The 16,459-nt window shown below is 61.9% G+C and carries 20 protein-coding genes; 11 read left to right on the forward strand and 9 right to left on the reverse strand.

Features of this window, described 5'->3' with window-relative positions:
- Positions 1-3 precede the first annotated feature (3 nt).
- The 3 genes from QME24_RS04465 to QME24_RS04475 form a co-directional block, all read right to left on the reverse strand.
- A complete protein-coding gene (locus tag QME24_RS04465; protein ID WP_280091289.1) occupies positions 4-756 on the reverse strand; it encodes an SDR family NAD(P)-dependent oxidoreductase in 753 nt (250 codons plus the stop codon).
- The gene (locus QME24_RS04470; RefSeq protein WP_029887149.1) at positions 753-1,175 is read right to left on the reverse strand and encodes a nuclear transport factor 2 family protein; all 423 of its coding nucleotides are present in this window, start codon (positions 1,173-1,175) and stop codon (positions 753-755) included. Before QME24_RS04470 ends, QME24_RS04465 begins: the two co-directional genes overlap by 4 nt.
- A 100-nt stretch (positions 1,176-1,275) precedes the next feature.
- Entirely contained in the window at positions 1,276-1,722 is a 447-nt protein-coding gene (locus QME24_RS04475) for a PAS sensor domain-containing protein (RefSeq protein WP_054903840.1), read from the reverse strand.
- Between the two features lie 153 nt (positions 1,723-1,875).
- Here QME24_RS04475 and QME24_RS04480 point away from each other — a divergent pair, with 153 nt between their 5' ends.
- Positions 1,876-2,763: a MerR family transcriptional regulator gene (locus QME24_RS04480; protein ID WP_280091288.1), complete on the forward strand. Its 888-nt coding sequence runs from the start codon at positions 1,876-1,878 to the stop codon at positions 2,761-2,763.
- Positions 2,764-2,836: 73 nt separating this feature from the next.
- Here QME24_RS04480 and QME24_RS04485 read toward each other — a convergent pair whose 3' ends face one another.
- Complete coding sequence (locus QME24_RS04485; protein ID WP_280091287.1) at positions 2,837-3,376, reverse strand: type 1 glutamine amidotransferase domain-containing protein; 540 nt, start codon at positions 3,374-3,376, stop codon at positions 2,837-2,839.
- 178 nt (positions 3,377-3,554) lie between these two features.
- Between QME24_RS04485 and QME24_RS04490 the strand changes: the two genes are divergently transcribed.
- From QME24_RS04490 to xth, 3 genes are all read left to right on the forward strand, one after another.
- On the forward strand, positions 3,555-3,827 hold the full coding sequence (locus tag QME24_RS04490; RefSeq protein WP_047149911.1) for a PepSY domain-containing protein: 273 nt from the start codon (positions 3,555-3,557) through the stop codon (positions 3,825-3,827).
- A gap of 178 nt (positions 3,828-4,005) precedes the next feature.
- Positions 4,006-4,248 carry a hypothetical protein gene (locus tag QME24_RS04495; RefSeq protein WP_009685528.1) on the forward strand — a complete coding sequence of 81 codons (243 nt, stop codon included), beginning with the start codon at positions 4,006-4,008 and terminating at the stop codon, positions 4,246-4,248.
- Positions 4,245-5,039 carry an exodeoxyribonuclease III gene (xth, locus tag QME24_RS04500; RefSeq protein WP_054903844.1) on the forward strand — a complete coding sequence of 265 codons (795 nt, stop codon included), beginning with the start codon at positions 4,245-4,247 and terminating at the stop codon, positions 5,037-5,039. The genes QME24_RS04495 and xth overlap by 4 nt, the downstream gene beginning before the upstream one ends.
- Positions 5,040-5,117: 78 nt before the next feature.
- Here xth and QME24_RS04505 read toward each other — a convergent pair whose 3' ends face one another.
- The 3 genes from QME24_RS04505 to QME24_RS04515 form a co-directional block, all read right to left on the reverse strand.
- Positions 5,118-6,905 carry a thiamine pyrophosphate-requiring protein gene (locus QME24_RS04505; protein WP_054903845.1) on the reverse strand — a complete coding sequence of 596 codons (1,788 nt, stop codon included), beginning with the start codon at positions 6,903-6,905 and terminating at the stop codon, positions 5,118-5,120.
- 116 nt (positions 6,906-7,021) lie between these two features.
- On the reverse strand, positions 7,022-7,363 hold the full coding sequence (locus QME24_RS04510; RefSeq protein WP_054903846.1) for a hypothetical protein: 342 nt from the start codon (positions 7,361-7,363) through the stop codon (positions 7,022-7,024).
- A 91-nt stretch (positions 7,364-7,454) separates the two neighbouring features.
- Positions 7,455-7,598 (reverse strand): hypothetical protein, encoded by a 144-nt coding sequence (locus QME24_RS04515; protein ID WP_154211175.1) that lies wholly within the window; start codon positions 7,596-7,598, stop codon positions 7,455-7,457.
- 193 nt (positions 7,599-7,791) lie between these two features.
- Between QME24_RS04515 and QME24_RS04520 the strand changes: the two genes are divergently transcribed.
- Positions 7,792-8,016 (forward strand): hypothetical protein, encoded by a 225-nt coding sequence (locus QME24_RS04520; RefSeq protein WP_280091286.1) that lies wholly within the window; start codon positions 7,792-7,794, stop codon positions 8,014-8,016.
- Positions 8,017-8,154: 138 nt separating this feature from the next.
- Positions 8,155-9,264: a Gfo/Idh/MocA family oxidoreductase gene (locus tag QME24_RS04525; protein ID WP_054903848.1), complete on the forward strand. Its 1,110-nt coding sequence runs from the start codon at positions 8,155-8,157 to the stop codon at positions 9,262-9,264.
- Positions 9,265-9,305: 41 nt separating this feature from the next.
- Here the strand turns inward: QME24_RS04525 and QME24_RS04530 are convergent, their stop codons facing one another.
- Positions 9,306-9,770, reverse strand: coding sequence for a hemerythrin domain-containing protein (locus QME24_RS04530; RefSeq protein ID WP_054903849.1), 465 nt, complete (start codon positions 9,768-9,770; stop codon positions 9,306-9,308).
- A 188-nt stretch (positions 9,771-9,958) separates the two neighbouring features.
- Here QME24_RS04530 and QME24_RS04535 point away from each other — a divergent pair, with 188 nt between their 5' ends.
- The 3 genes from QME24_RS04535 (at position 9,959) to QME24_RS04545 (ending at position 11,117) form a co-directional block, all read left to right on the forward strand.
- Entirely contained in the window at positions 9,959-10,255 is a 297-nt protein-coding gene (locus QME24_RS04535; protein ID WP_009685521.1) for a DUF6555 family protein, read from the forward strand.
- 119 nt (positions 10,256-10,374) lie between these two features.
- Complete coding sequence (locus QME24_RS04540; RefSeq protein WP_009685520.1) at positions 10,375-10,533, forward strand: hypothetical protein; 159 nt, start codon at positions 10,375-10,377, stop codon at positions 10,531-10,533.
- A gap of 59 nt (positions 10,534-10,592) precedes the next feature.
- A complete protein-coding gene (locus QME24_RS04545) occupies positions 10,593-11,117 on the forward strand; it encodes a hypothetical protein (RefSeq protein WP_054903850.1) in 525 nt (174 codons plus the stop codon).
- Positions 11,118-11,144: 27 nt separating this feature from the next.
- On the opposite strand, the gene QME24_RS04550 is transcribed toward QME24_RS04545, so the two are convergent.
- Positions 11,145-12,368: a zinc-dependent alcohol dehydrogenase gene (locus tag QME24_RS04550; RefSeq protein ID WP_054903851.1), complete on the reverse strand. Its 1,224-nt coding sequence runs from the start codon at positions 12,366-12,368 to the stop codon at positions 11,145-11,147.
- Positions 12,369-12,580: 212 nt separating this feature from the next.
- Between QME24_RS04550 and QME24_RS04555 the strand changes: the two genes are divergently transcribed.
- On the forward strand, positions 12,581-14,179 hold the full coding sequence (locus QME24_RS04555; RefSeq protein ID WP_280091812.1) for a histidine kinase famiy protein: 1,599 nt from the start codon (positions 12,581-12,583) through the stop codon (positions 14,177-14,179).
- A gap of 202 nt (positions 14,180-14,381) precedes the next feature.
- Positions 14,382-16,454: a PAS domain-containing sensor histidine kinase gene (locus QME24_RS04560; RefSeq protein WP_235768817.1), complete on the forward strand. Its 2,073-nt coding sequence runs from the start codon at positions 14,382-14,384 to the stop codon at positions 16,452-16,454.
- Positions 16,455-16,459: the final 5 nt, after the last annotated feature.

Raw genomic sequence — 16,459 nt, forward strand, 5'->3', positions numbered from 1 at the left:
GGGTCAGTCCTGTTCGTGGCGGGCCAAGCGCAGGCCCAGGGCCAGGCGCAGACGCGGGGGCAGGGCCCCGAGCACACGCAGGCCCCAGGTGAAAAGGCTCGGGAAGTTGATTTCAAGCGGGCGCCGGGGCAAGCGCTTGGCAATATGTTGTGCCGCGCGCTCGGCAGACCACAGTTGCGGCATGGGGAAGTCGTTGCGGCGGGTCAACGGCGTATCGACAAAGCCCGGGCTGACCAACGTCACGTCGATACCCTCGCGTGCCAAGTCGATCAGCTGCGACTCCACCAGGTAACGCACGGCTGCCTTGGACGCCCCGTAGGCTCCGGCACGGGGCAAGGCCAGCCAGGTTACCGAACTGCCGACCACCACCAGGTGCGGGCGCACGCCTGCCCGCAGCAAGGGCAGGGCGGCGGCCAGGCAGTTGCTCACGCCCAGCAGGTTGGTGCGTACCACGCGTTCGACAAGCGCCGGGTCGAAGTGGCCGGGCTCCAGGTATTCACAAGTGCCTGCATTGAAGACCGCCATGTCCAGCCCACCCCAGGCTTGCTCGATGCGGGCGGCCATCTGTGCCACTTGTGCAGCGTCGGCAATGTCGCCCTCGGCCAACAGCACCTGCCCCGGATACCGCTCGGCCAACGGCAGCAGTGCCTGGCTGCGACGGCCACCCAACGCGACCTGGTGCCCTTGTTCCAGCAGCGCTTGCGCCAGGGCTGCGCCAAGGCCGCTGCTAGCGCCTGTCAACCAGCAGCGGCTCATGCCAGCCTGCCTTTGAGCCAGCGAATGGCCCCGCCCATCAGTGGAACGTGCTCATACAACAGGGCGCCGGCGTCGAAGAAATCCTGGTGAAAATGGACGCGGTCACGCCACTGCAGAAAACTGCAGCCTTGCACCGTTATCGGTGCCCCCCGTGCCAGCCGTGGGTGACGAAACTCGAGGGTCCAGCGCAGGTAACCCTGGCCAGGTAGCACCTCGTCCGCCGCGGCGAAGGCATAGCGGATATCGCGGGCATTGGCGTACAACTGGGCGAAATAGGCCTGCAGGGCGTCGAGCCCGTGAATTTGATGCAGGGGGTCGCGGAAGACAACGTCTTCGCTGTACAGGGTGTTCAGTGAATCGAGGCTGTCCACGTCAAGGTGGGCAAAGCGTTCGGCGAACTGCTGCAGGTAAGCGGACATGCTCGGCTCCGGACAATCCTGTACAACACCCGATTGTTGTACAGGTATACTCGAAGCCTACGACAAAAATTGTACAAGTCAAAGTTTTTGTATAGCTATTTCAGCTTTCGCGTTGCGCCAGCTGTTGCCGCAGTTCAGCGACCTCGGCTTCCAGCGCCTTGATCCGCGCCTCGGCCTCTACCTGCCGGGAAACATCGTGCTGAATGCCGATGTAGTAGGTCAGTTGATCCGCTTGGTTGAATACTGGGCTGATGGACAATTCGTTCCAGAACGGGCTGCCGTCCTTGCGGTAGTTGCGCAGGACTTCCCGGCACGGCTTGCCGTCACGAATCGCCTCGCGGATGCGCTGTACGGCTTCCTGGTCATGGTCGGCGCCCTGCAAGAAGCGGCAGTCCTGGTACAGGATGTCCCTGGCCTGGTAGCCCGTCAGCCGCTCGAAAGCTGTGTTGGCATAGATGAGGATGCTGTCTTCGCCTTCCTGCTCGGCTACGACGATGCCGTCGTTGGATTGCTCGACCATCAGTTGCAGGAGTTTTGCAGTGATCATGTAGCGCTACCTACGCAAATGTCATGTTCAGTAAGCGCAGCGTAGCCTTTGTGCAGGGCTTCGCGCGCAGTTTGCTGCATGATGACCCAGTTCGGCACTGCGCAGAAGGTGTGTATCGGTTTAGAATGGGGCACTTCCCGGACGACCCGTGCAATGACTGATACTACTCAAGCCGACCTGCTGCCCATGCGCGATGTGGTTACCCTGACGGGCATCAACCCGGTGACCCTGCGCGCCTGGGAGCGGCGCCACGGCTTGCTCCGCCCGCAGCGCACCGACGGTGGTCACCGGCTGTACACGGCCGAGGATGTGCAGCGTATCCGCGACATTCTGCACTGGACCAACCATGGGCTGCCGATCAGCAAGGTCGGTGAGCGCCTCGCCGCCCAGCCGAAAGCCGCCATGCAGTCGGATTCGGCCTTTGCCGAATGGCGCGCAGCGCTGCTGCGTGCTACCCAGGCGTTCGATGCCCAAGCGCTGGATGCGCTGCATGGCCAGTTGTTCACGTTGTTGCCCAAGGCGACGGTGCTGCGCGAAGTGCTGATGCCGGTCTGGCAGCAACTGGCTGCCGGGCGAGCCTTCGGCCAACGCAGCCAATGGGTGTTCTTCGATAATTTCTTGCGTGCGCGCCTACTGATGCGCCTGCAGATGAACCAGGCCAATGCGCCGCGCGTGATAATGGCGGGCACTGAAGGGCATGCTGAAGCGCAGTTGCTGTGCACCGGTCTGTTGCTGAGCAGCGAGCAACAGCGCATTGACGTGCTTGGCTGTGATCAGCCACTGGAAGAGCTGGCGCTGGTCTGCGCCGCCGTGCAGCCTGCAGCGTTGGTGATTGCCGCACAGGGCTCGGTGAGCGCAACAATGGCCCGCCAGCTGCGCGCCTTGCAGATGGATGTCGCGTGCCCGCTGGCGTTGGTCGGTGCGGACCTAGCCGGGTCACAATCGGTCTTGCAAGGCATACCCCTGCGGCTGCTGGATGAACAGGGCGATGACCTTGCCGGGGTGCTGAGTGCCTTGCTGGCAGGCCGGTTGGAGCTTTGAGCACCCGCTGCATGACCGGGTGCGCAAAACTCACAGCATCAACGCGACCTCAGCCTGCCTTGGCTGACGCGGTTCATTCGCTCAGTGCTTTGATCAACTGATCGTTGAAGGCTGGGATATCGTCCGGCTTGCGGCTGCTGATCAGGTGGCCGTCTACCACCACCTTCTCATCCACCCACTCGCCCCCGGCGTTGCGAATATCGTCCTGCAAGGTCTGGTAGCTGGTCATCCGCTTGCCCTTTACCAGGCCCGCCGATATCAGCAGCCAGGCCCCGTGGCAGATCACTGCCAGTGGCTTGTTTGCCGCAGCGTGGCTTTTTACCAGCGTTTGCGCGCCCTCGATCAGGCGGATGGTATCGGAGTTCTGCACCCCGCCCGGCAACACAATGGCGTCGTACAGGTCCACCTGCGCGCTGTCGAAGGTGGCATCCACGGTAAACTCGTCAGCCGGTTTGTCATGGTTCCAGCCGCGTACCGTGCCGTCCTTTTCGCTCAGGATATCGACCACCGCGCCTGTTTGTTCCAGGGCTTCACGTGGGCCGGTCAACTCGACCTGTTCAAAACCGTCAGTTACCAGGAATGCCACGCGTTTGCCATTCAGTTTGTCGTACATCGTGATTCTCCGTTTTCGATAGGCCTGAGAAGGAGGCCATCGTCACGCCGTGAAGTTCCAACGCAATACACCGGCGGTGCTGGCTGATGACATCGCATCCATGCCCCCGAAACAAAACTGAACGCTGAGGTGCGGCCGCCAGTCGTACCGCTAACTTTCATGAAAAAGGATGTTGGCGATGAAGACGATGACTCGACTGTTCACTGGCCTGGCGCTGGCGACCGCGCTGGGCAGTACGGCGGCGTGGGCGGACCAGCCTGGTGCTGACTGGAAGGTGAGCAAAGACCAGGCGGAAGCGACGCTGAAGGGCGCTGGCTACACGCAAATCACCAAGATCGAGGCCGATGACGGCCATTGGGAAGGTGAGGGCATCAAAGCCGATGGCAAGCAGTACGAGTTCAAGGTCGATCCGCGCGACGGCAAGGTCGTCAAGGACGAACTGGATAACTGATCCAGAGCGGGTGTTGCTCACTGAGCGGCCCATGCCTGGCGCACGGGTTTTTTTTGGGGCCGGTTCCTGCGTCGTTCTGTTGCGCAGTGGCCGGCCGCGCTCTACCGCCGATGCACCCGGACTGAACATCGCGCGCTCGAGGTGCTCTCACCCTTAATGATTGAGCGAGGGCAGCGCCATGAGTATCGAACGCAGCATTCCCGAGCTGGCAGCGTGGTACGCGCAGTACGACGACGTCAGTTACCGCAGCGAATCGCCAGACGCCTACCACCATGAACTGCTGCGCACCGCCGAGGCACTGCGCGACGATGGCACACTCGACTGGGACGACTGGCTGGCGCTCAAGGCACTGGCTGACGAAGCCCATGTGCGAGCGCTGGAAGACGCAGTTCAGGCCCATGTGAATGACCCTGACGCATGAAAAGCCTCCGCATCGCCACGTTCAACATCAATGGCATCAGCAGTCGCTTGCCTGCGTTGCTGGAGTGGTTGAAGCGCGAACGGCCCGACATCGCCTGCCTGCAGGAGTTGAAGGCCGCCGATCACAAGTTTCCGCGCCAGGAAATTGAAGCGGCAGGTTACGGCTGTGTTTATCAGGGCCAGCCCGCCTGGAACGGCGTGGCCATTCTGGCGCGTGACAGCGAGCCGCTGGAGGTGCGACGTGGCCTGCCAGGCATGGAGGACGACACCCAGAGCCGTTACCTGGAAGCAGCGGCGCATGGGCTGCTGGTCGGGTGCTTGTATCTGCCCAACGGTAATCCGCAGCCTGGGCCGAAATTCGATTACAAGTTGCGCTGGTTCGAATGCCTGATCCAGCATGCGCAAACGCTGTATGCCAATGGGCACCCAGCGCTCCTGGCGGGTGATTTCAACGTGGTGCCCACGGACCTGGACATTTACGACACACGTTCCTGGCTCAAGGATGCCTTGTTGCAGCCAGAGTCTCGTGCCTGTTTCGAGCGTCTGCTGACGCAAGGTTGGACGGATGCCGTTCGCCACCTGTACCCGGACGAGCGCGTGTACACCTTCTGGGATTACTTCCGCAATCACTGGGCACGTAACGCCGGGCTGCGCATCGACCACCTGCTGCTCAACCGCGAGCTCGCCCCTTACCTGAAAGGGGCGGGGGTAGATGCCTGGGTGCGCAATGAGGCCAAGGCCAGCGATCACGCCCCTGTGTGGGTCGAATTGGGCGGCCGCCGCCGCAACTGAGGCAACGGGCAAAGCGCTCTGCCTCGGTGGCTACCGGAACAGCCGAGGCCCATTCCGGTAGCGCAGTCTTGTGGTGCGTTACTTCTTGCCCGGCAGCACCGAGCTGAGCACCTGTTTGGCCGCCTGCACGATGACCCCGGCCTGGTCAGGGTCGCCCTTGAGCAGGCTGCTGGCGAAGTTCTTGGCCTGCTCCAACTTGATGTGTGGGGGCAGGGGAGGCACATTCGGGTCGGTCTTGAACTCGATCAGCACAGGCCGGTCAGCCGCCAGCGCCCGCTCCCACGCGTCGGCGATATCCTCCTCTCGCTCCACGTAGATACCCTGCAGGCCGATGGAGATGGCGAACAGGTGATAAGGCACATCAGGAATTGACTGTGAAGCCTCGAACTTCGGGTCGCCTTCCATGACCCGTTGTTCCCAGGTGACCTGGTTGAGGTCTTCGTTGTTGAACACCGCGCAGATCCACTGGGGGTTGTCCCATTGCTGCCAGTACTTGGCAACGGTAATCAGCTCGGCCAGGTTGCTCATCTGCATCGCGCCGTCACCTACCAGCGCGATCACGCCACGCTGCGGGTGGGCGAACTTGGCGGCGATGGCATAAGGTACCGCCGCGCCCATGCTCGCCAGGCCCCCTGACAACGAACACTGCATGCCTTGGCGCACCATGAGGTCGCGGGCATACCAGTTGGCGCAGGAACCCGAGTCGCTGGTGACAATGGCATGGTCGGGCAGGCGCGGGGAGAGTTCGTGCACGACCCGCTGCGGGTTGATGGGGTCTGCCTTGGCCATGGCCCGCTTGGCCAAGGTCTTGTCCCACTTGCCGCGCCAGCCTTCGACCTTGGCCCGCCAGCGCCGATCGGTCTTGTGCTCCAGTAGCGGCAGCAGGGCCTGCAGTGTTTCGCTGGCATCCCCCACCAAGTTGACTTCCATCGGGTAGCGCAAGCTGAGCATGTCTGGCTGCAGGTCGATCTGCACGCCACGGGCCTGGCCTTCCTTGGGCATGAATTCGGCGTAGGGGAAGCCGGAACCGATCATCAGCAAAGTGTCGCATTCGTTCATCAGGTGCGCACTGGGCTCGGTGCCTAGCAGGCCTATCGCCCCGGTCACCCACGGCAGATCGTCGGGCAATACCGCCTTGCCCAACAGCGCCTTGGCCACGCCAGCACCCAGTGCTTCAGCCACCGCCACCACCTGTTCGCTGGCCTGCAGCGCGCCTGCACCCACCAGTATCGCCACCTTGCGCCCCGCGTTCAGCACCTCGGCGGCGCGCTGCAGGTCGGCTGCGAACGGGACCACCTTGGGCTTGCTGTAGCCAACGCCGGAGTGCACGGTGCCGTGGGCCCGCGGTGGGTCCTCATAAGGCAGGTCCTGCAAGTCGTTGGGGAGAATGACAGCGGTAACCCGGCGCTCGCCGACGGCAGTGCGTACCGCGCGGTCAAGCAGGTGCCGCACTTGCGCTGGGGTTGACGCCTGCTGCACGAAGGCCCCGGCAACGTCCTTGAACATCGACACCAGGTCCAGCTCCTGCTGATAGTGCCCGCCGAGCGCGGCGCGCGCCTGCTGGCCTACAATCGCCAGAACCGGCTGGTGATCCATGCGCGCATCATACAAGCCCGTCAGCAGGTGCGAAGCGCCTGGGCCGGAAGTTGCGATGCACACGCCAAGTTCACCGGTGAACTTGGCGTGTGCACTGGCCATGAATGCGGCCATTTCCTCATGGCGTGCCTGCACGAACTGGATCTTGCCCTCAGCCCGCCGCAAGGCACCGAACACCCCGTTGATACCGTCGCCAGGGTAGCCAAAAATACGCCGCACACCCCATTGGTACAGACGCTCCACCAGAAAGTCACCCACTGTGCTGCTCATCATGTTCCCCCTAGGCGTGATCGATAGGGGTCTGGACTGGGCAGCGGGCGGTAAAGTTTCAAGTGAGTGCGCGCGGGCCACCCGAGTGGGCACATACCGCGCTACGGCTGGCTGGCTCAACCACCGGCGCCATTCCCGCCGCTGCCACCTGTTCCAGATCCGCCACCCTGACCCGTTCCGGTGCCGTTCCCTGTCCCGCCACTACCCGAGCCCTGGGTGGTGCCATCTCCACCTGTTTTATCCGTGTCATTGCTGTCGGTACCGCCGGCGCCGGTACCCATGCCATCGCTTGGTGTGCCGGACCCGGTAGCGCCGCCGTTGCCGTTCATGTGGCCGCTGTCATCCGTGTGGGTAGCAGGGGCACGCTGGTCATTCATGTCGGTGGCGGCCAGGGCCAGCGGCGCACTGGCTCCAAGGCATAGTGCCAAAAACAGCGCGTGGGGCTTGAAAGTCTTCATGGTGAGTCTCCAGCAAGGTTGATCACCTCTAATTGGTCCTGGTCGGCGCACCCTCCGTGCGTAGCGCGCGACGGATGGTGCATGGCTGGGTTCAACCGTCGGACTGCTCCTCAGGCGGAACCTGGCCTTCCGGCCAATCGGGCGCTTGCACCGGTGGCTCGGGTTCGGGTACTGGCTCGCCGGGGTTGTGGGGTATCTCGTCAACATAGGGGTCGGGATGAGAAGGGTCGATCATGGTGGTTCTCCTGAGGGTGAGTGGGTACGGCGTTAGGCGGTGTGGCCGCGTTGACCGTTCCATTCAATCTGCCCATGGGAACACAAACTGACCACTCGGCAACGCCGGCACTGGGCCTTGAGGGAAGGCAAATCAAACTTTTGCCAGCCTGCATGCTCTTCTGAATACACCTGACGTAGCTGAGGAGAAACTCATGAAACACACCGATGGCAAGACCGGCGACAAGGTTCCACGCGCCGTTTCCTCGGAAGAGGCACAACGTGGCGAGCAGGTGCCTGGCCCTGTGCTTGAGAAACCCGACCCCAAGATCGAAGCGGTAGACAAGGTGATTACGCCCACGTCCATCAAAGAGCAGGAAGCAGAAACCGAGGCCATCAAGCGGCAGTTGGCGCAGGTCGATGGAAAGCTGCGCGAATGATCAAACGCACGTCACGGTTCTGATCAGGACCACGTATCCAGCCCTGGGGCAGGCCGATATCTGGATTTTCTCCACCCATCGGCTCGCCCGAATTGATGGCTCAAGCGCTCAACCATCCCGATGAAAAGGAACAGCTCAATGCCTACCGCAGCAGGCAAGATTCGCTATGGCGTAGTGGCCGGTGGTTCGATTTCCCAAGGCGCGTTCATGCCCGGCATCGGCCAGACCGACAACTCGGTAATCACCGCACTGGTCACCGGCGATGCGCAGAAGGCATCTCACCTGGCCGCCCAATATGGGCTCAAAGCCTATGCCTACGAGGAGTATGCGACGCTGTTAAGCGCCGGTGAGGTGGACGCGGTGTATGTTGCTACACCTAATTTCCGCCATCGCGAGTTTGTGATCCCCGCACTGGAGGCCGGTATCCACGTGCTGCTGGAAAAGCCGATGGGCACCAGCGAGGCGGATTGCAAAGCGATGATCGAGGCGGCGAACCGCTCGGGGGCAAAGCTGATGATTGCCTACCGCTTGCACTGCGAGCCTGGCACGCTGGACATGATCGAGCGTGTGCATGCTGGCCATTTCGGCGACCCGCGGTTGTTTACCTCGACCTTCACCCAACGGGTCAAACCTGGCAACCACCGGGCACAGAACGGTTTTGCTGCCGGGCCGGTGCCCGACATGGGCCCTTATCCGCTGAACATGGTCCGCCAGTTGTTCAATGCCGAACCGATCGAGGTCAGCGCAGTGGGGGTCCACTCGCCGGGCAGCACCCTGCAAACCTGGGACACGGTCACTGTGAGCCTGCGCTTTCCCGAAGAGCGGCTGGCGCAGTTCACCGTCAGCTACACGTTGCCAGACACCGAACGCTTCCAGCTGTTGGGTACAGAAGGCGAGATCGAAGCTTCGCCTTGCTTCGGCTACGGGGAAGGGGTCGCTATCAGTTACCGTGCCACGATCGGTGGCGAAACGCGTGTGCACGTCAACCCGATTGTCGACCAGTTTGCCGGGGAGACCGCTTATTTCTCCGACTGCATTCTGCGCAACGAAATGCCGGAACCTGACGGTGACGAAGGCTGGCGCGACGTGCGGGTAGTGGCGGCAATCGAGCGCGCCTTGCTGACTGGCCAGCCACAACGCCTGGAGCCGTTGCCTGCGCGTGCGTTCGCCCGTCGGCGTGAGCAGCGCCGGGCCTTTGCGCTGGCAGAGGCGGCACCTATGATCAACACTGAATCGCCTACTGAATAAAGCCGGTGGCTGCGCGCCCGGGGAGGGCGCGCAGGCCAAGGTCATGCCGCTCGCTGCTCTTCCTTGAGCAATTTCTTCTGCGCCTCCATGGCCCGCCCCATTTCCTCCAGCTCCTGCTTGCCCAACAGCTTGCGGGCAGTGGGGAACAGCTCGCTTTCTTCCTCCTCAATATGGTGTTCGAGCAGCTCCTTCATCACTTTGACCCTGCCGGCGAACTCCACAGTGCCGGTTTCGGTGTGCAGCAAGTCCGGGATGACCAGCGAGTCGACAGTGCGGTGTTCCTCTTTGGCCTCGTAATACATCTTGGCCTCTTCCTTGCCGCCGGCCTGCTTGATCGCCGGGTACAGGATCTCTTCTTCCAGGGCCGTGTGGATGTCGAGTTCCTGCTTGATCCGTGCAAGCAGCTCGGCACGCTTCTTTACCGCGCGCTCGGTAGTCGAGGACAGTTCTTCGAGCAGTTTCTTCACCAACTGGTGGTCCTGGATCAACAGTTCGATTGCGTTCATGTGGTACCCCTCATAGGCGGGAAAAAGGTCACGGTCGTGAAGTGTTGAGCCAGCGCCAAGCGGCAAGGTTCAATGCGGTTGATCAGCGAACCGGCGTACTGAGCAGGGGAATGACCAAGTGGTCAAAAATTTCTGAATTTTCTAGCGTCGGTTCACTCCATTAGTCTGAATCGATGGAGGAGAGTCCAATGGCAGGGCAGCAGTTGTATGTGATCGAGTATGAGCTTCACGGTGAATTTCGCACCTTCATCATCCGCCTGGGGCGTATGGACAACGCCGAGGCCTGGCACTGGGCGAGCTGTGATGCAGGCGTAGGAATTATTCCCCGCTTTGGCCAGCACACGATCAAGAAGGTCAGCCGCCCCATGGCTGAGCGCTATGGCATCGGGAATGTGCGCTGGCGCGCCTCGGGGGATGGCCCGGAGTTCGTTGCCCAGCCCATTGATGTGAAGAAGTTCTCGAATGGCGGGCCGGGCAAAAGCTGAGACCGCCCGCACGCCGCCTGCCGTTGATCCTGCTTTGGCAAGACCCGCTGAACTTCGTCGGGGGCTACAGATTCATGTTACCGGCCCTCATTAACACCACACAGCAGAGGATAAGCACCATGACAGCGTCAGAGAAGGACAAAGCCACCGAGCAGGCCGAAACCACAGGCGAACAGGAGCGCGACAACGATGCCCAGCGCCCGGATGGCTCCGGGGGCACTTCGCATGACTCCACCGCCCAGAAGGAAGCGCGCGAGAAGGGTGAGCACGGCGCCTGAGGCTGGGCGTGCTTGCAACCGCCAGGGTTCATCAGATCTCACCCATCAGGAGCCGACCTGTGCCGCGCATCATAACCCCCACCACGCCGGAGCATGAGGTCAGCGCACACAACGCCCATATGTTCGGCTCACCCAAGGAGCGGCTGGATTTCTATCGCGGTGAAATCCAGTATGAGACCAGTATTCTTGCCAACCGCACCGACGCCTACCTGGCCGCACAGTCATTTCTGGTCATCGCGTTCGTGTCATCGATGGGTAACCTCAACCAGAGCTGGGGCGAAATGTTCACCCTGATGGTCCCGCCGTTTCTGGCCTTGCTTGGCATACTCAGCTCGCTCAATGCCTGGCCCGGTATCCGCGCGGCCTATCGCATCATCGAGCACTGGCAACTCAAACAGAGCCATTTGCTGCGCAGCGAGCCGTTGATGGGCCTGGCCTATGACGAGTCGCCTCTGTTCAGTGAGGCGGAAACATCACAGGCCGGGCACCGCAAGTCGCTGCTGTTCTCGCTGCGTACACCGTGGATATTCCTGGTGTTCTGGCTGATCCTGGGTGCCTATGCGGTGTTCATCCAGCTGGCCTGAGCAACGCCGCCGGTAGCAGACCTCGCCTCAACGATGGCGTGGTAACCCTGTGCCAACGCTCGCGGCCAGGTTACTTGGCGCAGCACCTGGAACCAGTATGACCTTGCGGCAGTCGTGGCTCTTCTGATCGAACATCTTGTAGGCGAAGGCCGCCTCCTCCAGGGCCATGCGATGTGTCACGATGAGTTCGGGTTGCAGGCGCCCGTTCTCGATACAGGCGAGCAGTTCGGGCAGGAACTTCTGCACATGGGTCTGGCCCATCTTGAAGGTCAGGCCTTTGTCGAAGGCATCGCCGAACATGAACCCGTGTACGTACCCGGCGTATACCCCCGGCACACTGACGATGCCCCCGCGGCGTACGGCGGCAATGCTCTGGCGCAGTGCCTTGCCGTTACTGCCCTCGATCTTCAGTGCGGTCAACACCGCTTCGGCGGTACTGCCTTTGGCTTCGAAACCTACCGCGTCAATCACGGCATCTACCCCACGCATACCCGGGGTGAGGCGGATGATGCTGTCGGCCGGGTCGTCGTCGTCCTCGATATTGATCGGCACTACGCCATAGGTGTCGTGGGCGAAGGCCAGGCGGTGCTGGTTGGCATCTACCATGAAGATGGTCTGGGCGCCCAGCATCCGCGCACAGGCGGCACTCAGCAGCCCGACCGGGCCGGCACCGTAGATCGCCAGCGTCGAACCCTGGCCCACCTGGGCGTTGGTAACTGCTTGCCAGGCGGTGGGCAGGATATCGGAGAGGAACAACACCTTGTCGTCGGGCAGCGCTGTCGGCACCTTGAACGGGCCGACATTGGCCTTCGGCACGCGCACATACTCGGCCTGGCCGCCGGGCACGCCACCGTAGAGGTGGCTGTAACCGAACAGGGCGGCGCCGGGTGGGATGCTTTTCTTGTTGACGATGGCGCCGCGGCCTCGGTTGGTGGTTTCGCAGGCGGCGAACTGGTCGAGCTGGCAGAAGAAGCAGCTACCACAGGCGATCACGAACGGGATCACCACGCGGTCACCGACCTGCAAGTGGGTAACCCCGCGCCCGGTTTCTTCGACGATGCCCATGAATTCGTGGCCGAAAATGTCGCCAGGTTTGGTCTCCGGGATCCTGCCGTGGTACAGGTGCAAGTCAGAACCGCAAATGGCTGTGGCGGTGACTCGCAAGATGACGTCGTCGTCGTGCTCGAGGATGGGATCCGGAACATTGTCGACGCGAACGTCCTGCGGCCCGTGGTAAGTCAGTGCTCTCATGGATACGACTCCTGCGGTGGCTGCTTTCAAGATGGTCCATGCCGGGGAACTCGGCAAGTCGGCAACGTTCAGAAACGGCAATTTATTGGCAAATTCGGTGGGCCACATGCGCCGGCAGCGCAGGCCTGGCAGCGCTGCTGTCTGCATTGAGCAATCTGCCCGCTGTCGTTGTCCAGATTGGACCTGCATCGGTAATGATCGAGGAGTTTTCCGTGAGCAGTAAAAAGGCCCGCGTCAGTAACCAGGCTTCAGGGGATATTTCCGAGCTGCCCCACGACATGTTCTTCGCGGCCGTGGAAACCACGCGGATGCCCATGATCGTCACCGATCCCAACCGTGACGATAACCCCATCATTTTCGCCAACCGGGCGTTCCTCGACATGACCGGCTATGAGCTGGCAGAGATCCTCGGGCGCAATTGCCGGTTCCTGCAGGGCCCGGAAACCGATACCGAGGTGGTCGCAACCTTGCGCGATAGCATCGAACAGCGTGTGGATATCGCCACGGAAATTCTCAATTACCGCAAGGATGGCTCCAGCTTCTGGAACGCGCTGTTCATCTCGCCGATCTTCAATGAGCGCGGCGACCTGATCTATCACTTTGCCTCGCAGCTGGACGTCAGCCGCCGTCGCGATGCCGAGGACGCCTTGCGCCAGGCCCAGAAAATGGAGGCGCTGGGCCAGCTCACAGGCGGTATCGCCCACGATTTCAACAACCTGTTGCAGGTGATGAGTGGGTACCTGGGGCTGATCGCCAATGAGGCTGACAAGACTCAGGTCGACCTCAATCGCATCCGCCGCAGTGTGGGGCACGCGCAGACGGCGGTGGAGCGCGCCAGCACCCTGACCAAGCAGTTGCTGGCCTTCGCCCGCAAGCAGAAACTGCATGGGCGCGTGCTCAACCTCAACCACCTGGTCGATGACCTGCGGCCCATGATGGAGCGGACCTTCGGCGCCGATGTTCTGGTGGAGTTCGACTTCGAGGCCGACCTGCGCAATTGCCGCATCGACCCCACGCAGGCCGAAGTGGCACTGCTCAATATCTTCATGAACGCGCGCGACGCGCTGATAGGGCGCAAGCGCCCGCACGTGTTCATTGAAACCCGCAATGTGCTGGTCACCGACATCAACCATTCCTTCGACGGCCTTTTGCCCGGCAACTATGTCAGCCTGTCCGTGACCGACAATGGTATAGGCATGCCGGCCAGCATCCGTGACCGCGTCATGGACCCGTTTTTCACCACCAAGGAAGAGGGCAAGGGCTCGGGGCTGGGCCTGTCGATGGTCTACGGCTTCGCCAGGCAATCCGGGGGTGCTGCGCGCATCTACACCGAAGAGGGGGAAGGCACGACCCTGCGCCTGTACTTCCCCGTCGACGACGCCAAGGTCGTCCAGCAGCCCGCCGTGAAGACCGCCGAACGCGGTGGGGGCTCAGAGCGTATCCTCATCGTGGAAGACCGCCCGGATGTGGCAGAGCTGGCAAAAATGGTGCTCGAGGACTACGGCTACGCTGCCGACATGGTGCTCAATGCGCGGGAAGCGTTGAAGCTTATCCAGGCTGGCGAGCGCTACGACCTGTTGTTCACCGACCTGATCATGCCAGGCGGCATGAACGGCGTCATGCTTGCCCGGGAGGTGCGCAGGCTGCAACCGCAGATCAAGGTGTTGCTCACGACTGGCTATGCTGAAAATTCGATCGAGCGCACCGACATCGGCGGCTCGGAGTTCGAGGTGATATCCAAGCCTTGCCAGCCCCATGACCTGGCCCGCCGGGTCAGGCAGGTGCTGGATGGGCCTACCGGCGTTACCTGAGCCGCGGCCAGCGGCTGCACGACTGAGCCCTTCCAAGTTATTGAATTGTTTGCACCTGCTTGTGGTCCAACACTTGCGCTAGGGTCATAGGCTCTGTACACCTTCGTCTACAGCTTGGTCCGTGACCTATACCAGCGTCACATGTCGGTGAGCAGCGGCTGCCGACATTGCCAGGATTATGAGGCTCCCACAGAGGTGGATCATGAATAAAGAGGGGGTTGCCGCACCGTCGGCATTGAATACCCGTTCTGAATTACTCTCTATTGCAGATGATTCCTCGGAAAAATTGCGACTTGTGCTGGAGGCAGCCGCTATCGTCGGTACCTGGGTCTGGGATATTCCCAACGATCGGGTCACTGCAGACGAGCGTTTCTCCCGTTCGTTCGGCATTCCTGCGCAGCAGTGTCAGGCCGGCATCCCCTTGGCTGAAGCGTTTTCGGCGATTTACCCCGATGACCGTGCGCGGGTGCATCAGGATATCCAGCGGGCAGTGGCCAACGGCGGAGCGTTTCGCTGTGAATACCGCGTGCGTAACGAGGACGGTGTCTACCACTGGATCGAAGCCAACGGCCATGCCGAGCTGGACCATAGCGGGCGAGCCGTGCGGTTCCCGGGTGTGCTCATGGACATCGAAGCGCGCAGGGCCGCCGAAGCGGAACGCGATCGGGTCTCGGCGCTGTTGCGCACGTTTACGGCCGCCGTGCCGGGCGTGGTCTACGCCAAGGATCTCGACGGCAGGATGCTGATTGCCAACCACGGCGCGACGCAGCTGATTGGCAAACCGCCCGAATTCTACCTGGGCAAGACCGACCTGGAGTTCCTGGAAGACAAGGACCAGGCGCGCCAGGTGATGGAAACGGATCGGCTGGTGATGGGCAGCGGCAAGACCGTGCAGGTTGAAGAGCGGGTCGACATGCCCGATGGCTCGGCAACCACCTGGTTGTCAGTCAAGGCCCCGCTGGTCGATGAAGCCGGGCAGATCATCGGCCTGATCGGCTCATCGATTGACGTTTCCGGGCGCAAGCAGGCGGAAGCTGAACTGCTGGAGCTGAACCGCACGCTGGAAAAGCGGGTCAGCGAAGCGGTTGCCGAGCGTGAGGCGGCGCAGGAGGCACTGCGCCAGGCGCAAAAAATGGAGGCCATCGGTCAGCTCACTGGTGGCATCGCCCACGATTTCAACAACCTGCTGGCAGGCATCATTGGCAGCCTTGACCTTGCCCGGATGCGCGGCAAGGCTGGGCGCACTGCAGACGTTGAGCGGTACCTCGAAGTCGCGCACCGGGCAGCGCAGAAGGCCGCAGCGTTGACCCACCGGTTACTGGCGTTTTCCCGTCGGCAGCCGTTGCTGCCCGTGCGCACCGATGTCAATGAGCTGGTCGAGGGTTTGAAGGACCTTATCAGCCGCACGGTCGGACCGTCGATTGCCCTCAAGGTCAATCTGAACGCGCAGTTGGCCGCGTGCCTGGTTGACCCGGTACAGGTCGAAAACTCCCTGTTGAACCTTTGCATCAATGCCCGCGATGCCCTGGCGCAGAAGCCTGGCACGATCACGATCGCTACGGCCAACCATACCTTGGAGGCAGGCCCTGGGCTGGATGCCGAACTGCAGCCAGGCGAGTACCTGACCATCAGCGTCACCGACAACGGTATGGGCATGTGTGCAGATACGCTCGCCAAGGCGTGCGAGCCGTTCTTCACCACCAAGTCGATAGGCGAAGGCACTGGGCTGGGCTTGTCGATGGTCTACGGTTTTGCCAAGCAGTCGGGTGGCCAGGTAAGGATCAGTTCTGAGGAGGGGGTAGGGACGCGGGTTGAATTGTCCCTGCCGGCAGAGAGGGGCCAGCCGCAGTTGGCGGGCCGCGCAGCACTCGAGCATGGCCTGTGTGGCCGGTGGTCTGACCGTACTGTACTGGTCGTTGACGATGAACCCTCCGTGCGCCTGTTCGTCAGTGATGTGCTCGGCGGTTTGGGGTGTACGGTCATCGAGGCGGCGGATAGCCAGGCTGGCTTGCAGCTGCTGTCTTCCGACACACGCATCGATTTGCTGGTAACGGATGTCGGGCTGCCTGGCGGCATTGACGGTCTTCAGATGGCGTCGTCCAGCCGCCAGATTCGCAAGGCGCTGCCCGTTATCTTCATGACGGGTTTCACCAACCCGGCCTTGTTCGAGCACGAGCTTCTGCGCGACCCATCGGCTTTACTGACCAAGCCTTTCGCCGTAGACGAACTGGTGGCCAGGGTACATGCCATGCTAGGCGCGCAGCCCGAACGATAATGCCG

Origin of the sequence: Pseudomonas sp. PARCl1 (genome assembly GCF_947311875.1) — a bacterium.
In the GTDB taxonomy this organism is placed as follows: domain Bacteria; phylum Pseudomonadota; class Gammaproteobacteria; order Pseudomonadales; family Pseudomonadaceae; genus Aquipseudomonas; species Aquipseudomonas juntendi.

Bases quoted from the DNA above. Each gene is read 5' to 3' on its own strand.
- QME24_RS04510 (WP_054903846.1), bottom strand. From the start codon at position 7,363: ATGAAGACTTTCAAGCCCCACGCGCTGTTTTTGGCACTATGCCTTGGA.
- QME24_RS04520 (WP_280091286.1), top strand. From the start codon at position 7,792: ATGAAACACACCGATGGCAAGACCGGCGACAAGGTTCCACGCGCCGTT.
- QME24_RS04525 (WP_054903848.1), top strand. From the start codon at position 8,155: ATGCCTACCGCAGCAGGCAAGATTCGCTATGGCGTAGTGGCCGGTGGT.
- QME24_RS04470 (WP_029887149.1), bottom strand. From the start codon at position 1,175: ATGTCCGCTTACCTGCAGCAGTTCGCCGAACGCTTTGCCCACCTTGAC.
- QME24_RS04490 (WP_047149911.1), top strand. From the start codon at position 3,555: ATGAAGACGATGACTCGACTGTTCACTGGCCTGGCGCTGGCGACCGCG.
- QME24_RS04515 (WP_154211175.1), bottom strand. From the start codon at position 7,598: ATGATCGACCCTTCTCATCCCGACCCCTATGTTGACGAGATACCCCAC.
- QME24_RS04560 (WP_235768817.1), top strand. From the start codon at position 14,382: ATGAATAAAGAGGGGGTTGCCGCACCGTCGGCATTGAATACCCGTTCT.
- QME24_RS04540 (WP_009685520.1), top strand. From the start codon at position 10,375: ATGACAGCGTCAGAGAAGGACAAAGCCACCGAGCAGGCCGAAACCACA.
- QME24_RS04485 (WP_280091287.1), bottom strand. From the start codon at position 3,376: ATGTACGACAAACTGAATGGCAAACGCGTGGCATTCCTGGTAACTGAC.
- QME24_RS04465 (WP_280091289.1), bottom strand. From the start codon at position 756: ATGAGCCGCTGCTGGTTGACAGGCGCTAGCAGCGGCCTTGGCGCAGCC.
- QME24_RS04550 (WP_054903851.1), bottom strand. From the start codon at position 12,368: ATGAGAGCACTGACTTACCACGGGCCGCAGGACGTTCGCGTCGACAAT.
- QME24_RS04480 (WP_280091288.1), top strand. From the start codon at position 1,876: ATGACTGATACTACTCAAGCCGACCTGCTGCCCATGCGCGATGTGGTT.
- QME24_RS04530 (WP_054903849.1), bottom strand. From the start codon at position 9,770: ATGAACGCAATCGAACTGTTGATCCAGGACCACCAGTTGGTGAAGAAA.
- QME24_RS04535 (WP_009685521.1), top strand. From the start codon at position 9,959: ATGGCAGGGCAGCAGTTGTATGTGATCGAGTATGAGCTTCACGGTGAA.
- QME24_RS04475 (WP_054903840.1), bottom strand. From the start codon at position 1,722: ATGATCACTGCAAAACTCCTGCAACTGATGGTCGAGCAATCCAACGAC.
- QME24_RS04495 (WP_009685528.1), top strand. From the start codon at position 4,006: ATGAGTATCGAACGCAGCATTCCCGAGCTGGCAGCGTGGTACGCGCAG.
- xth (WP_054903844.1), top strand. From the start codon at position 4,245: ATGAAAAGCCTCCGCATCGCCACGTTCAACATCAATGGCATCAGCAGT.
- QME24_RS04505 (WP_054903845.1), bottom strand. From the start codon at position 6,905: ATGAGCAGCACAGTGGGTGACTTTCTGGTGGAGCGTCTGTACCAATGG.